We start from the raw sequence: 18,136 nt of genomic DNA, 5'->3' as shown, positions 1-18,136 counted from the left end.
GAGATTGCTTATCTATTGGTCGCAATGACGAAAATGCCTTGTATTGCCTAAGTCCTAATTATTATTGTGACTTACATAATATAAGGTTTTTCCGTCACTATATTCCCGTAGCTTGTCTGTTAGGACAAATAAAAGCAAAGTTATTTCAAGATAATTTTTGCCTTTCTTATGAATATACTGAGAGCTAACTAGATTATGATTTATATTATGTTCGGTTAAATAGTTATATATAATTAAAGTTCGTAGTAGGGCTTCAGCCCGAACTGTAGATAGGGCTGAAGCCCTACTACAAACTACTGGACATGATCAAGGTTAAGGCAACAGGCAAGAACGGTAGAGAGGATTTGGAAAAAGTTCCTCAGATTCGGGATCAAATAGGTTCTATAGAACCCATTTGAGATCTATATAATTATGCAAGTTAAGTCTTTTCGTGCATCAAGAATGAGGAAAAATTATCTCAAGGAGTGTTGAATTTTTTTTATTATTTCTCCCCACATCTTCCCTCTTTCCTCTTACCTCCTATCTCCTAACTCCTAGCTAACGCGCATATTTATAAAGATACGCTTAGGGGAAAGCAACAGTATTAAAATAATTAGACAAAGTTTAACACAATTAGATATTTATTGTGATATACTCTATAGGAATATCTATAATAAACTCCGTGCCTTTTCCTAGTTGAGAAATACAATATAACTCTCCATGATGTTGCTCAGTAATAATTTGATAACTTGTTGATAACCCTAGTCCTGTTCCTTGACCAACTGGTTTAGTAGTAAAAAAGGGATCGAATATTTTTTGGCGCACTTGTTCACTCATTCCTGGGCCATTGTCTGCAATAAAAATTCTTACGGTTTTGTCGTTCTGTGTCTGAGTAGTTATCCTGATTTCAGGAATATCAGCAATTTCTGCACTTGTTAAAACATCAATTGCATTGGTAATAATCTGCAAAAATACTTGATTGAGTTGACTAGGGTAGCAGTGAACTAGGGGAAGTTTTCCGTAGTTTTTAACAATAGCAATCTCTCGACGATTTCCTTTTCCTTTAAAACGATGTTGCAAAATCATCAAGGTATTATCCAATCCTTCGTGAATATCTACCTGCTTACTCTCTGATTCGTCAAGGCGAGAGAAGTTACGCAAACCCAGAATAATCTTATGAATCCGATCGCTCCCGTTTTTCATCGAAGCCAGCATTTTAGGCAAGTCATTACACAAGAATTCTAGGTCAATCTCTGCCAATTTGTCTTGTATTGCTGGAGTTGACTGGGGAAAGTTCTGTTTGTAAAGCTCTATCAGATCAATTAAATCTTGGAAATCTTGTTGAGCATGAGTAATATTCCCAGCAATAAAAGTGATGGGGTTGTTAATTTCGTGAGCAATTCCCGCCACCATTTGCCCCAAAGAAGACATTTTTTCAGTTTGAATTAATTGAGCTTGAGTTTGCTGCAATTGTTGGAGGGTGCTTTGTAATTGTTGGTTATTTTCTTGGAGTTCCTGAGTTCTGATTTCTACTTGGGTTTCCAGATTACGACTGTAGTCTTCTAAACGACGATACAGTAAAGCATTTTGAATGGAAATTGCTGCTTTTGAACTCAGAAGATTCAAAACTTCTATCCGCTCTGGGGTAAAAGCTCCTGTACTTAGATGATTTTCCAGGTAAAGAATACCAATTAGTTTTCCTTGGTTCACCATTGGGGTGCAGCAGAGACTTTGGGGTGTTTGTTTGAAAAAATAAGGATCGCTAATGTTGATATTCTCTTTGTCAAAATAATTAATCAATATCCTTTGTCGAGTTCGTTTGACTCTGTTGATGATACTCTTCGGTAGGGTATGGGTTTGCTGTAGAGGGGTATTCAATAAACGACAATTATCGCGATCGCAGTAGGCAGCAATTTCCCAGCTATCAAAGTTGTTTAAAATGAGAGCGCCTCCGCCAGCCCCAGCATTTTCAATAATTATCTGCATCAATTTAGATAGCAAGGCATCAAGTTCTATTTCCTCAGAAAGAGCCTGGGAAGCTTTGAGGGCGGATGTGAGGTCGAGTAAGGAAGTTGTGGTGCTAACTGTAACAAGATTTGTCTGGGAGATACTGCGAGTAGTGGTAATATGGGAACTACTAGGTTCTACTTGTTGCAGGATAGGGGTAAGCAGTTGAGGATAGCTTTGTTCCAGTTGCTCTGTTTTAGCTTTGCTACCCCAACGAGCATAAGCATAATAAGCTTCTTGCATATAACCAGTAGCAATTTTCTCTTTGCCCCAATTAAGATAGAACTTAGCTGCCAGTTCGTTGGCTAAAGCTTCTTCTTGGACATATTCATTTTGTCTAGCTCCAGCAATAGCGCGGTCGTAAAAATCTCCTGCTTCATACTTTTTACCCACAACCCGATACTTTTCAGCTTCTACCAATTGCCATTTATGCAAATAATTCATCGGTGCATATTCTGACCACAGGTGTAAATTATTCTGATTTTCTTCTACTTGCTGCAGTTGACTCCCAATATCTGAGACATACTCCGGAACAGTAGCTAAGGCAATTAAAGAATCATAAAAATAAAAGCCAGCTTCACAAACCGTTGCAAATCCTCCATTTACATACTTTTTAGCTGCTAAAATATCAGCTTTTGCTAAAGTGAGATTCCCTAAGATAAATCTTAAAATTCCGCGATGTAGATAATAATGGAAAATCTGAGTCGCGTCATGGGATTTCAACATTTTAGTCATCCAAGGTCTTCCATCGTCACTCTCCTCAAGTTGCAGATGAATATTGTCTGGGTTCCCTAACAGCAATACTGTCACTTCCCAAAAAATCAAACAATATTTTTCCAGGATCGACAGCTTGAATTTAACTGTTACCTCAAGATATGCTCGAATTTGCACTACTAATTCTTTCAAGGGTTGACCACACCAGAAAGAATTGAGACAAAATCCATAACTATGATGACCGAGATATTCAACTTTACCTGTTTCGAGAGCAGCTTGATAACCTGCTTGAATAATTGGTACTGTTTCCCGGAGATGATTTTGGTGATGATGCAAAAATAATCCAACGGGGACAAAGGTGACAGCGGGAATATTTTTATCCTTTGCGCCAGAAGCTAAATGATAAGCTAATTGACCAAATTGATTACTCGTGGGAATATCTTTCTTAAAGTGCAGCATAAACATTCCATAATCTGCATATCCAGTTGATGAAAAGATACCATTACCATACTGAATTGATAACTTAGTTTGTAGACTACCCAACAAAGGAAACAGAGGAGAACCTGCCATATAACAAGCCGGAATCATTCTGGCAGCTATTTTTAGAATCGCCAATTTTTCAGGATTTACCATAACTGGCAGGTGCAATAAATCTTCTATAGAGCGATCGCCTATCAAAGTTTGAATTTCTTCTATTTCTTGCTGCAATTCAACAGGGGTAACAGGATTGGGAAATTTGACACCCAATTTTTCTAAAATCGACTGACCACAAGCGATAGCATCTACAAGATTATTTTGGGTGGTCAAAGCTTGCATTTTAATCATATAACTTTCTACTTTATCCAAGAAAGTTTCCCCATTTTCCATAACTGCTTCTATCCATCGATCTATCGCTTCAATATCGCCTGAGATTGCTGATGCTTCTGCTGCCAGTTCATGCAATTGTAACGTTGTCTTATATTTTCTTTGCCAAGCTTCACTACCAAGTAAGTCGATGCCAATTTTTGCATATTCCCTAGCAGCTTTGTAGGCAGATCCTCCTCTAGCTTTACAACAAGCAACTAGATTGAGTTCTGCCAGTTCATCCCGTGCAATTTGTTTGGTAATTAAATTAACTCCATAATTGAGTTGATTCACAATTTCAAAAATGCGCCGCTCTCTGATTTCTGGAGATATCTGTTCTAGGAGTAGTTGCCCAATGTGATAATGATTCGCCTGCTTTTGATGATCAGGAATTAGAGAATAGGCAGCTTGTTGGACGCGATCGTGTAAAAAGCGATACCCCAGATTTTCCAGAGACTCAAAATCTGCCTCTGTTTCATCATTGCTGATATAGAATTTATATACTTTACCTTGTACCAGAATTAACCCTTCCTCTAAAGCTTTCCACAGAGCAGTCACAACATCTGATTTTAATTTTTCTGCTACAATTGCTAATGTTTCCAAGTCAAACTGGTTGCCAATACAAGCGGCCAATTTGAGTACCTGTTGGGTTTCCTTGGGTAACTTCAGCAACTTTTGGGACATAAACTCTACCACATCATCGGTGAGAGAAAGGTCATTAATTTGGATAATATCGCATTGCCAATACCCTTGGTTTTGATTAAAAGTAATGTATCCATCCTCATGTAATCCTTTGAGAAACTGAGTTGTAAAAAAAGGATTCCCTTTAGTTTTCCGATTAATCAATTCAGTAAGTGGTTCCGATCGCTCAGTCGCACAATGTAAAGTATCAGCTACTAATTGATTCATGTCTGGAAAAGCGAGAGGCTTCAGGGTAATAGTATTAACTGTTTTGCCCAATTGTTTCAACTCTTCCACCGCAACAATAAATGGGTGTACTGGTGAAACTTCATTATCTCGATAAGCTCCCAACAGTAGCAGATAACTCTTATCCTCCATCAACACCTTAATCAGCTTGAGAGAAGCTGCATCTGCCCACTGTAGATCGTCCAAGAAAATTACTAGGGGATGTGTTTGATCGGTAAAGACTTCAATAAATTTTTGGAATAATAAGTTAAAACGATTTTGTACTGCCATTCCTGAGAGTTCTGGTGCAGTAGGTTGTTTACCAATTACCTGCTCTAGTTCTGGAATTACCTCAATTAATACTTGTCCGTTCTCTCCAACGGCTGCCAAAATCTTGGTTCTCCATGTAGCAAGTTGGGCATCAGATTCAGACAAGAGTTGTTCCATTAAATCTCGCAGTGCTTGCACAAATGCCGAAAAGGGAAGGTTGCGATTAAATTGGTCAAATTTACCTTTGATAAAGTAACCATGTTGATGAGTAATTGGTTTGTGAACTTCATTAACAACAGCAGTTTTACCAATCCCGGAAAAGCCTGCCACTAGCATCATTTCTGCGTTAAAATTCTTTTCCTCTCCTGCTTGAGAGACTCGCTCAAAAGCAGCTAACAACTGTTCAACTTCCTTTCCCCGTCCGTATAGCTTTTCCGGGATGAGGAAGCGATCACTCAAATCTCGTTCTCCCAATTCAAACTGAGCAATTTCCCCTTTGGTTTCCCATTGTTCCAGACATTTTTCTAGATCGTGCTTTAAACCTAATGCACTTTGATAACGCTCTTCTGCATTTTTCGCCATCAACTTCATTACAATATCGATTAGCATCTGAGGTATTTGTCTTCCAGAAACCCCATTCCTTGGTCCACTATTCCCTGTTACCTGTTGCCTGTTGCCTATTCCCTGTTCCCTACTCCCTACTCCCCGCTCCCTACTCTCTAAAATTGGCATTTTAGCAATATGACAATGCACTAACTCCATTGCATCATCGGTGGTAAAGGGCAGCTCACCTATCAGTAGTTCAAAAAATGTCACTCCCAAAGAATAAAAGTCGCTACGATAATCAATTCCCCGGTTCATCCTTCCTGTTTGTTCTGGGGAGATATAGGCCAGAGTTCCCTCCAGCACATTGGGGTTGGTAAGTTCCTGTTGTTCTTTTGGCAACAAACTAGCGATGCTAAAATCAATTAATTGAACTTGTTTAGTTTCCGTATTAATCAGGATATTGGCTGGTTTAATATCTTTGTGGATGATACGCTTTTGGTTGAGATAATGCAGAGATTCTGCTAGTTGAATGGCAATTTTGAGAAATTTGCTGAGGCTTTGCTCTGAGTCTGATTCCAGAATTTTCACCCCCCTATACCAATAATCCGGGAGGGCGATAGCTCCATCATCGGGCATGACTAAGGCATACGCATTACCATAACGTTCCAGAGCCAGAGGTTGCACAATAGTGGGGTGTTCTAGATGGCGAGTTAGTATATATTGGTTATGAAATTGTAGCAGTTCATTAAATTTGGGGGATTGATTGCGCAAGACTTTGATAATTACAGGTTGGTTGTCACTGTTGCGTATCCCTCGGTACACTTCAGTTCTTGTCCCTTGGTAGAGTATTTCAGTTATGTAGTAGCCGCTTAGAGTTATCATAATCGTTTTTGTTATAATTATAATTTATAGTTTAATATTGTGTGTTTAGTTTTTAACTCTCCATGCTACCGGACATAATATAAACCCCTAATATCAAATCCGCTTGCTTCGGAGTAATAAGAAACCGGGTTTGTGTAAGGTAAATGTTAATATTGTAGGGCATTTGATACAAACCCTGTTTCTCTACTTTTTTAACCGATACTACCGGATTTGATATAATCTAGCAACACGGGAATTTCAATCGCGAACTCGGTACTTTTTCCTGGTTGAGAAATACAATATAACTTTCCATGATGTTGCTCAGTAATATCATATCCGGTTGAACAGTGATAATTAAAGCTCGTAGTAGGGCTTTAGCCCTAAGATAGGTATTTATCGGGTTAAAGCCCTACTACAAACAAAAACTTTTTTATCACTAATTATCCGGACATTATATAATAATTTAATAACCCTAGTGCAGGATGACGGAAATAAGTGACCAGTGGCAAAATACTCAAAGCCTTACCAATCAAAACTTCTGACTTCCCCTCCTGGGAGGGGCAGGGGTGGGTTTAATTCTGAATTCTGACTTCCGCGTAGCGTTACTAGTCCTGTTCCTTAACCAACTGGTAATAAGGTTGTTCAAGTAATTATTGGCAATTGGATATAAAAGGACGTACCTTTACCCAACTCCGACTCTACTTCTAGGCAACCTTCATGTTTTTCTTCAATAATTTGTTTAGCGATCGCTAATCCCAAACCAGTACCTTTACCGACTTCTTTAGTAGTAAATAAATGGTCAAAAATTCGTGTTTTCACCTCTGGACTAATCCCTTTTCCATTATCACTAATTGATATTTTCACTTGCTCATTTTCAGTTATTGTTTTAATAATAATTTTATTGGGATTTGCTTTAATCTCCTGGAAGCTACGCCCGTCATTAGAATCATCTAAAGCATCAATGGCATTTGCTAAAATATTCATAAATACTTGATTTAACTGACCAGGAAAACAATCAACTTGTGGTAAATCACCATAATCAGTGATAACTTCAATTGCTGGACGTTGTGTGTTAGCTTTAAGACGATGTTTAAGAATTAAAATAGTACTATCTAGCCCATTATGAATGTTGAACTTGACTTTATGATATTTATCAGCACGGGAGAAAGTTCTTAAACTGACACTAATATTTTTCAATCTGTTGGCAGCCATGATCATTGAATCTATCATCTTAGGTAAATCTTCTAGGTTATAATCCAACTCGATTTCTTCTGCGTGTGTAATAATTTCTTTACTGGGTTGGGATAAAGTTTTTTGATATAGTTGTAGGTGTTCGATAATGTCTATAAGGGCGGGTTTAGTTTGCTCGAGAGTAGCTAAAATGAAGCCGAGAGGATTATTCATTTCATGTGCTACACCAGCAACTAAATTACCCAATGCTGACATTTTTTCGCTTTGAACAATTTTTAATTGTGCTTGTTGTAAATCTTTTAATGCTTGTTGAGCTTGTTGATAAAGTCGAGCATTTTCTAGAGAGATTGCCGCTTGGGAAGAAAGTAGATTGATAACTTGTAGGCGTTGTTTGGTAAATACACCGCTTGTGAGTTGATTTTCTAAATAGAAAATAGCTACTAAATGGCCTTGATTAATAATTGGCGTACATAAAATACTCTGGGGTTGATATTCGAGCATATATTTCCCAATCATTCCAGGAATATCTGTTTGACAATTATCTATGACTATTCTTTCTTGGGTATTCTTGACGTAGTTAATAATTTTTATCGGAATATCTTCGCAAGTATCTATTGATTGTGATGTAAGGATCGTTTGTATTTGTTCTGGGGAAGTTTCTTGATGATTAATAAAAGTAATTGCTTTAACTTGCCAAGTTTCATTTTCAGGAAGAATTAGTGCACATTTTTTTGCACCAGAGTTTTCCAGAATAATTTTGGTCAGACTGGTAATGAGTCGATCTAATTCGATGTTACTGGAAATAGTTTGAGCAGCTTTAAGAATAGAAGCAAAATCTAAGGCATCGGAAATACTGGTAGTGGTAGTAGAACTGTGAAGAGATGCAAATGTATCAAGAAAAGTGTTTTCTTCTATAGTTTCTAAGGGATTGAGAGTAAATTGTTGCTGTTGCAGAATGGGTTTGAGTAATTGAGGATAGCATTTTTCTAAGTCCGAATTTTTAGCTTTGGCTCCCCAATGGGCGTAGCAGTAGTAAGCTTCCTGCATATAACCAGCAGCAACTTTTTCTTTGCCCCAGTTAAGATAGAATTTGCCTGCTAGTTCATTAGCAATAGCTTCTTCTTGAATATAGTCATTTTCCTTAGCTTTACCTATGGCAAGGTCGTAAAAATCTCCTGCTTCATAATTATTACCTAAAACCCGACATTTTTCCGCTTCTACTAAATAGTAGAGGTGTAAAACATTCATGGGACAATGTTGTGCCCATTTTTGCATTTTTTCTTGGTTATCTGTAACTTGATTGAGAAGTTGTGTTTGTCTTTCTTTATCCACCTCTAAAAATATACCAAGGTTTACCAGAGACTTGTAAAAATTGCATTGTCGAGAAATCACCATTGATAGACCACCAGAAGCGTAACGATCTACTTGGCCTGCGTATTCCTGAGCCAGTTCATATTTGCCAAACAAATAATTGAGTTGAAGCTTAGTAAAATAAAATTCGATCAGTGCAAATCCATCATTAATAATTAGGGGTAGTAAGGTCTCTTCATCACAGGCTTCACCTTTCAAGCAACAGACATCATCAACTTCTCCCAATAAATTTAAAGCTCTCTGCATTTGAATTTGATTGTGTTGAACATACCTGTATTGCTTGATTTGCTCAAATGCTTGGGTATGGGTGGCCATCTCTGCTACTAAGCTCTTCAGATCTCGACCTAAGAAATATAGATGAGTACTGTAGTAACGGAGGTTCATACCTGCAAATTCTAAATCTCCTGTTTCTAACCCAATTGAATAAGACTTCCACAGCGATTCTACAGTTTCTTGAGTATGTTTCTTCCAATGCCGAACGAGACAGTCAAATCCGTTCATCACTTTTGAAGTCATTTCTTGGCTGTCAAATTGACTTAAAACCTCAAGGGCTAATTGACCGAATCTATAGCCAGAATCAATATCTTCCACTAATGCGCCGAGAATAATTCCATAGCCCATATAACCAAATGGTGACTGCTCAGAATTACCATATTTAATCGACAGACTCACTTGCGTCGGTGGCAGTAAAATGTATAGGTTGGGATCTGCTTGAAATGCAAAAGTCGTAATGTTCGATAAAATTTTCATTGCTGCCAAAACTTTTTGATCCGTCATCACAGGCAGATTCACTAAACCTTCAATAGATCTATCTATATAAAGAGAGGCAGTTTGCTCTAGTTCAGCCTGTATATCAGAATTGCTAACATTTTCAGGGAATTCGATCCCCAATAATTTCAAAACTTCTCTTCCCAGTTTAACTGCCTCTAATGCTTGATTTTGTGAACCATAGGCTTGAATTTGTACTTCATAAACTTTGATTTTATCCAAGGGATTTTCCACCCTATCTAATACTTTTTGAATAAATTCCCCCATCAATTCAAAATTTCCACCCAAATAAGCTGCTTCTGCTCCCAGGTTGTGCAATTCTACTACCAACTGATACTGACTCTGCCAACAATCTGCTTTTAATAATTGAATTCCAATAGCCACATATTCGGTTGCAGCAGTGTAAGCATTAGATAATCTTGCTTTTGAGCCTGCAGATAAATTCAACCTAGCAAGTTCTTCCCGTTCTGTAGATTCTGTAATTAGTTGAATACCATAATTTAATTGGTTAACAATATCAAAGATTTTTTGTTCTTGCTCTGTTGCTGGTATTTTCTGGAGTAATAGTTGACCTATTTTCAGATGAGTTGCTTGTTTTTGGTTATCAGGAATCAGAGAATAGGCGGCTTGTTGGACGCGATCGTGCAGAAACCGATAGCCGACATTTTTTCCCTTGCTAGTATTTCTATCTTGGTCTATATAAAATTTATACACTTGAGTTTGTGGCAGAATTAATCCTTCCTGTAAAGCTGACCACAAAGCTGTCGCCGTATCTATTTGTGATTGTTCTGAAACTATGGCCAGAGTACCTAAATCAAATTGGTTACCAATACAAGCCGCTAATTTTAAAACCCCTTGCGTCTCCAACGACAGTTTCTGCAACTGCAATGCCATGAATTCTACCACATCATCTGTCAGAGCTAACTGCTGCACTGCTCCCAGATCGCATTGCCAGTAACCTTGTTCTGGCTGAAACTCAATCCAACCATCCTCATGTAAGGCTTTGAAAAACTGGGTAGTAAAAAAGGGATTACCTTTAGTTTTTTGATACACTAACCTAGTCAGAGGTTGAGCTAGTTCCTTGCTACAATTCAAGGTATCTGCCAGTAAGTGATTCACCGTTACTTGCTCCAAAGGTTTCAAAGTAATTGTATAGAATACTGCTCCTATTTTGTGAATCTGTTCCAAGGTCAACATTAATGGATGTGCTGGAAATACCTCATTGTCTCTATATGCTCCCAAAATCAGTAAATATTTAGAACCCACTTCACTCATCAATAATTGCAGCAAGTTCAAGGAAGCTGAATCTGCCCATTGTAAGTCATCTAGAAATATCACCAAGGGGTGTTCTTTTGTGGTGAACACTTGGATGAATTTTTCAAATAGTAATTTAAAGCGATTTTGGGCTGCACTTCCAGACAGTTCCGGCACTGGCGGTTGTTGTCCAATGATTTGCTCTAGTTCCGGTATCACCTCCACCATTACTTGCCCGTTTTCCCCCACTGCAGCCATAATTTTGGTTCGCCATCTTTCTAGTTGGACATCGCTTTCACTCAGCAATTGTCCCATCAAATCCCGAAAAGCTTGCACAAAAGCAGACAGGGGAATATTGCGATTAAACTGGTCAAATTTGCCTTTGATGAAATATCCTTGCTGACGAGTAATTGGCTTGTGGACTTCATTTACTATCGCTGTTTTCCCAATTCCTGAAAAACCTGCCACTAACATCATTTCTGATGTGCCATTGGCGACACAATCAAAAGCTGCTAGCAATGTGGCAACTTCTGTTTCTCGTCCATAGAGTTTTTCGGGTATCAGGAAGCGATCGCTCACATCTCTCTCTCCTAACGAGAAGTTAGCTATTTCTCCTGAATTTTCCCATTTTTGTAAACATTTTTCTAAATCATGCTTCAAACCCAATGCACTTTGATAACGCTCTTCTGCATTTTTCGCCATCAACTTCATTATAATATCAATTACTATCTGGGGTATTTGTGTTCCCTGCTCCCTATTTCCTAACATTGGCATTTTGGCAATATGACAATGCACTAACTCCATTGGATCATCGGTGGTAAAGGGTAACTCACCTGTGAGTAGTTCAAAAAAGGTCACACCCAGAGAATAAAAGTCGGTGCGATAATCAATTCCCCTATTCATCCTTCCTGTTTGTTCTGGAGAGATGTAGGCCAGAGTTCCCTCCAGCACATTGGGGTTGAGCAATGCCTGTTGTTCTTTTGGCAATAAACTAGCGATACTAAAATCAATTAATTGAACTTGTTTAGTTTCCGTATTAATCAGGATATTGGCTGGTTTAATATCTTTGTGGATAATACGCTTTTGGTTAAGATAATGGAGAGATTCTGCTAGTTGAATGGCAATTTTGATCAATTGACTGAGATTTTGCTCTGAATGGGATTCCAGAATTTTCACACCCCCATGCCAATAATCCGGGAGGGCGATCGCTCCATCATCGGGCATGACTAAAGCATAACCATTACCGTAACGTTCCAGAGCCAGAGGTGGCACAATAGTGGGGTGTTCTAAATGGCGAGTTAGTATATATTGGTTATGAAATTGTACCAATTCATTAAATTTCGGGGATTGATTGCGCAAGACTTTGATAATTACAGGTTGGTTGTCACTGTTGCGTGTCCCTCGGTACACTTCAGTTCTTGCCCCTTGGTAGAGTATTTCAGTTATGTAATAGCCACTTAGAGTTATCATAATCGTGTTTGTTATAATTATAATTTATAGTTTAATATTGTGTGTTTAGTTTTTAAATTTCCATGCTACAGGATATACAGCAGTTTTGGAGTTGATGAGGTACAAAATTTTAGGACTTTAGGCAACAGGCAACAAACAACAGGCAACAAGCAACAAGTAACAGGCAACAGGCAACAAGTAACAAGCAACAGGCAACAGGCAACAGAGAATTAATAAACTGTACCTCACCATCCTAAAAAGTGCTGTAATATAGACTAATCTAGCAAAACGGGAATTTCAATCGCGAACTCGGTACTTTTTCCTAGTTGAGAAATACAATATAACTTTCCATGATGTTGTTTAGTAATAATTTGATAACTTGTTGATAACCCTAGTCCTGTTCCTTCACCAACTGGTTTAGTAGTGAAAAAGGGATCAAATATTTTTTGGCGCACTTGTTCGCTCATTCCTGGCCCGTTATCAGCAATAGAAATCCTCACGGTTTTGTCGTTTTGTGTCTCACTAATTATCCTGATTTCAGGATTGGCGGAACTTTCTGGGGTTCTTAAAGCATCGATTGCATTAGTAATAATCTGCCAAAAGACTTGATTTAGTTGACTAGGGTAACAGTGAACTAGGGGAAGTTTTCCGTAGTTTTTAACAATGCTAATCTCTCGACAATTTCCTTTTGCTTGAAAGCGATGTTGCACGATCATTAAAGTATTATCTAAACCTTCGTGAATATCTACCTCCTTACTCTCTGATTCGTCTAGGCGAGAGAAGTTGCGCAAACCCAAAATAATCTTACTAATGCGGTCACTTCCATTTTGCATTGAACTGAACAAGTGTTTTAAATCTTCATACAAGAATTCTAGGTCAATCTCTGCCAATTTTTCTTGTATTGCTGGATTTGACTGAGGAAAGTTCTCTGTGTAAAGGTCTATCAGATCAACTAAATCTTGGAAATATTCTTGAGCGTGAGTAATATTCCCAGCGATAAAAGTGATTGGGTTGTTAATTTCGTGAGTAATTCCCGCCACCATTTGCCCCAAAGAAGACATTTTTTCAGTTTGAATTAATTGAGCTTGGGTATGCTGCAATTGTTGGACGGTACTCTGTAATTGTTCGAGAGTTTGTTGTAATTGTTGGTTATTTTCTTGGAGTTCTTGGGTTCTGATTTCAACTTGGGCTTCAAGGTTATGACTGTAGTCTTCTAAACGACGATAAAGTAGTGCATTTTGGATAGAAATGGCTGCTTTAGCACTCAGAAGATTTAGCACTTCAATGCGATCTGGGGTGAAAGCTCCCGTACTTAGATGGTTTTCCAAGTAAAGAATACCAATTAGTTTTCCTTGGTTGAGCATTGGGGTGCAGTAGAGACTTTTTGGTGTTTGTTTGATAAAATATGGATCGCTAAGGTTGATATTAGAGTTGTTGAAATGATTAATCAATACCTTTTGTCGAGTTCGTTTGACCTTATTAATCATGCTTTTTGGTAGGATCTTGGTTTGGTCTAGGGGGATATTCAATAGACGACAATTATCGCCCTCGCAAAAGGCAGCAATTTCCCAAGTACCAGAGTTGTTTAAAATTAGAGCGCTTGTGTCAGCTCCAGCATTTTCAATAATTATCTGCATCAATTTAGAGAGCAAGGCATCAAGTTCGATTTCCTCGGAAATAGCTTGGGAGGCTTTGATAGCAGATGTGAAGTCTAGCAAGGAAGTTGTCGTGCTAACTGTAAGAAGGTTTCTCTGGGAGATGTTGTGGATAGTGGTAGTATTAAAACTACTGGATTCAACTTGTTGGAGAATGGGGCTCAGAAGTTGAGGATAGGTTTGTTCAAGTTGCTTAACTTTAGCTTTGGCTCCCCAACGGGCGTAGCAGTAGTAAGCTTCCTGGATGTACCCTGCAGCTACTTTTTCCTTACCCCAATTCAGATAAAATTTCCCTGCTAGTTCGTTGGCAAGAGCTTCTTCTTGGATGTAGTTATTTTCCTGAGCTTTGGCTATGGCGCGATCATAGTATTCTAGTGCTTCTGCCTTATTCCCCAATATCTGGTGACGTTCTGCCTCCACCAGCTCAAATTTGTGCAAATAGTTACTGCGAGCATGAGCTGCCCATTCTTCCATTTTTTCTTGATTCACTATCACTCGCTCAAGAATACCTTCTTGTTCAGATTCATCAATCTTAAGAAATACCGATAGTCTCACCAGAGAATCATAAAAATGGTATAAGGGAACATCCACATAACCAACAACTGCACTTAAATACGGCTCTACTAATTTAGTAGCCTCCATTGCTGCTAGCTCATCACCAAACAAATAGGAGAGAATCAACTTTTGAATATAGTATTTACATATTACAGTGTGATTGTTGTCTTCTTGAGCCTGTGGCAGCATGATTTGGTCATCATAGGCACTTCCACGCAATTCCACAGGGCGATCGCTCATGCCCATCAAGTTTAAAGCTGCCTGACGGCAAATGTTATTAACTTGTTTTACAGATTCTTGTCGAATTTGACCCAATTGTTCGCTATGGCTTGCCATTTCTTGCTCCAATTCTGACAATTCTCTGCCAATAAAATAAGAATGGTAGCCGTACATATAAATTGCCCAAGCAGTGTGAAATAAATCTCCACTTTCTAGAGCGTAAGTATAACAGTCCAACAGAGATTTTAAGGTTGAACCAATATACTCCTGCCAATGAGTGATGATGGCGCTGACAGCATAGAAAGACTTAGCTTTTAGTTCTTTGGCTGGGAATTTTTCTAATAAGGTTAAACTCAGTTGGCCAAAATCAAACCCTTCCTCAATTTCTCCTGTCATACTGCACAAAATGCAGCCATAACACGCATAAGCATAAGTAGATAGGTCAGTATTACCATATTGCACTGATAAATCTACTTGTTTCAAAACACTCAGAACAAACAAGGGAGGAGAAATTTGATAGGCAATAGGGATAATACTCGATAAAATTTGCATAGCTGCTTGGGATTCAGGCATCTCCATTTCTGGTAAAGCCATTAATTCACTAGGCCCTTTGTCAGTCAACAAAGTTTTGGTTTTTTCTAATGCTTGCTGAATATCTGACTGAATGGGGGATTCTGGCAAAGGGAATCCTAGGTCTTTGAGGACTGTGAGAGCATTAGATACAGCTCTCATAAATTTGTTCTGGGTTCCATAACCCTGAATTTTCACATCATAGACTTTGATCCGATCTAGCAATGTTGGAGTTTGTTGTAATACTACTTCAATTAATTGCTCCATCTCCTCAAAATTATTGCTTAGATAAGCAGCCTCAGCAGCAGACTCATACAAAGCTAGAGTGAGATGGTATGAATGAACCCAACTATCAGATGCTAACAGCTTTATCCCCACCCTGAAATACTCGAAAGATGCAGCATAAGCATTAGCAACCTTGGCTTTGCGTCCAGCAATTAGGTTTAACTGAGCCAGTTCACTTCTCTGCTCTGGTTCGGCAATCAGATCCATCCCCATATTTAATTGGTTGACAATCTCAAAAATTCGCTCCTCCCTTTCAGTTTTTGAGGTGTTGTGTAACAACAATTGACCAATCTGCAAGTGGGTTATCTGCTTTTGATCTTCAGGAATTAAAGAATAAGCTGCTTGCTGAACGCGGTCGTGCAAAAACTTGTAAGTCGCTGTCTGGCAAATGCCATCAGCCATTGGAGTTATTTGTTCGATATACAATTTATACACTTGACCTTGGGGCAGAATCAATCCTTCTTGTAAAGCTTTCCACAAAGCAGGGGCTATATCTGCCAGTGATTGTTCTGAAACTATGGCCAGAGTCCCTAAATCAAATTTGTTGCCAATACAAGCTGCTAATTTCAACACCTCCTGGATCTCTAGCGAGAGTTTTTGTAACTGTAATGCCATGAACTCCACCACATCATCTGTCAACGCCAACTGCTGTACAACTGCCATATTGCATTGCCAGTAACCTATTTGTGTCTGGAACTCAATCCAACCATCTTCGTAGAGTGCTTTGAGAAACTGGGTGGTAAAAAAGGGATTACCTTGGGTTTTTTGATACACTAACCTTGTCAGGGGTTGAGCAAGTTGCTCACGACAACTCAAAGTATCTGCCACCAAATGATTCACCGTCATTTCCCCTAAAGGTTCTAGGGTAATGGTATTGACTACTGCTCCTGCTTTATGAATCTGTTCCAGGGTCAGCATTAACGGATGTGCTGGAAATACCTCATTGTCTCTATATGCTCCCAGAATTAGTAAGTATTTAGAACTCACTTTACTCATTAATAATTGCAGCAAGTTCAGGGAAGCTGAATCGGCCCATTGCAAGTCATCTAGAAACATTACCAAGGGATGTTTTTTGGTGGTGAAGACTTGGATAAATTTGGGAAATAGTAAGTTGAAGCGATTTTGGGCTGCACTTCCAGACAGTTGAGAAACTGGTGGTTGTTGTCCAATAATTTGCTCTAGTTCGGGTATCACCTCCACTATTACTTGCCCGTTTTCCCCCACTGCAGCTAGAATTTTGGTTCCCCATCTTTCTAGTTGGGCATCACTTTCACTCAGCAACTGTCCCATCAAGTCACGAAATGCTTGCACAAATGCCGAAAAGGGAAGGTTGCGATTAAACTGGTCAAATTTACCTTTGATGAAATATCCCTGCTGACGGGTAATTGGTTTGTGAACTTCATTCACTATTGCTGTTTTCCCAATCCCCGAAAATCCTGCCACTAACATCATTTCTGATCTGCCATTGCCGATGCGCTCAAAAGCTGCTAGCAATATTGCAACTTCCTTTTCCCGTCCGTAGAGCTTTTCCGGCATCAGAAAGCGATCGCTTAAATCCCTTTCTCCTAATGCAAACTGAGATATTTCTCCTGTACTTTCCCATTGTTCCAGACATTTTTGTAAATCGTATTTCAAACCCAATGCACTTTGATAACGCTCTTCTGCATTTTTCGCCATCAACTTCATGACAATTTCGATTACCATCTGGGGGATTGGTGGCACACAAACCTCTTTTTTTTCTTCCCCGTCCCCTTGCATCTTACTCCGAAGTTGGATCTGACCCCCTGCATCTGTCGCCGACGTGGGGTCGCACCACTGTTCCCTACTCCCTAAAATTGGCATTTTAGCAATATGACAATGTACTAACTCCATTGCATCATCGGTGGTAAAGGGCAGCTCACCTATCAGTAGTTCAAAAAATGTCACTCCCAAAGAATAAAAGTCGCTACGATAATCAATTCCCCGGTTCATCCTTCCTGTTTGTTCTGGGGAGATATAGGCCAGAGTTCCCTCCAGCACATTGGGGTTGGTAAGTTCCTGTTGTTCTTTTGGCAACAAACTAGCGATGCTAAAATCAATTAATTGAACTTGTTTAGTTTCCGTATTAATCAGGATATTGGCTGGTTTAATATCTTTGTGGATGATACGCTTTTGGTTGAGATAATGCAGAGATTCTGCTAGTTGAATGGCAATTTTGAGAAATTCGCTGAGGCTTTGCTCTGATTCTGATTCCAGCATTTTCACCCCCCTATACCAATAATCTGGGAGGGCAATAGCTCCATCATCGGGCATGACTAAGGCATAACCATTACCATAACGTTCTAGAGCCAGAGGTTGCACAATAGTGGGGTGTTCTAAATGGCGAGTTAGTACATATTGGTTATGAAATTGTACCAATTCATTAAATTTGGGGGATTGATTACGCAAGACTTTAATAATCACAGGTTGATTGTCACTGTTGCGTGTCCCACGATAAACTTCAGTTCTTGTACCTTGGTAGAGTATTTCAGTTATGTAGTAGCCATTTAGAGTTATCATAATCGTATTGTTATAATTGGGAATTTAATATTATCCTTACACTGCACTTGTTTTTACCCTGACTCATAATATTGCTTTAAATTCATTATGTCATATCCGAGACAATATGTATATATTTATGTAAAGCTTGTAGTAGTTATGTAAAGCTTGTAGTA

At 38.8% G+C, this 18,136-nt stretch carries 3 protein-coding genes; all 3 read right to left on the bottom strand.

Going from position 1 to position 18,136, the window contains the following annotated elements; translation table 11 throughout:
• Positions 1 to 612 precede the first annotated feature (612 nt).
• The 3 genes from ACP6PL_RS20710 to ACP6PL_RS20700 all read right to left on the bottom strand — a co-directional run bounded on the left by ACP6PL_RS20710 (position 613) and on the right by ACP6PL_RS20700 (position 17,981).
• Positions 613 to 6,147, bottom strand: a complete 5,535-nt coding sequence (locus ACP6PL_RS20710; protein WP_426547166.1) for a trifunctional serine/threonine-protein kinase/ATP-binding protein/sensor histidine kinase — start codon at positions 6,145 to 6,147, stop codon at positions 613 to 615.
• A 621-nt stretch (positions 6,148 to 6,768) separates the two neighbouring features.
• Positions 6,769 to 12,180 (bottom strand): trifunctional serine/threonine-protein kinase/ATP-binding protein/sensor histidine kinase, encoded by a 5,412-nt coding sequence (locus ACP6PL_RS20705; protein WP_426547165.1) that lies wholly within the window; start codon positions 12,178 to 12,180, stop codon positions 6,769 to 6,771.
• Positions 12,181 to 12,434: 254 nt separating this feature from the next.
• Positions 12,435 to 17,981 carry a trifunctional serine/threonine-protein kinase/ATP-binding protein/sensor histidine kinase gene (locus ACP6PL_RS20700; protein WP_426547164.1) on the bottom strand — a complete coding sequence of 1,849 codons (5,547 nt, stop codon included), beginning with the start codon at positions 17,979 to 17,981 and terminating at the stop codon, positions 12,435 to 12,437.
• Between the last annotated feature and the right edge of the window lie 155 nt (positions 17,982 to 18,136).

The sequence above is a fragment of the Dapis purpurea BLCC-M126 genome, from assembly GCF_050015975.1.
In the GTDB taxonomy this organism is placed as follows: Bacteria; Cyanobacteriota; Cyanobacteriia; order Cyanobacteriales; family Microcoleaceae; genus Trichodesmium.
This window is presented reverse-complemented; position numbering and strand designations above follow the sequence as displayed.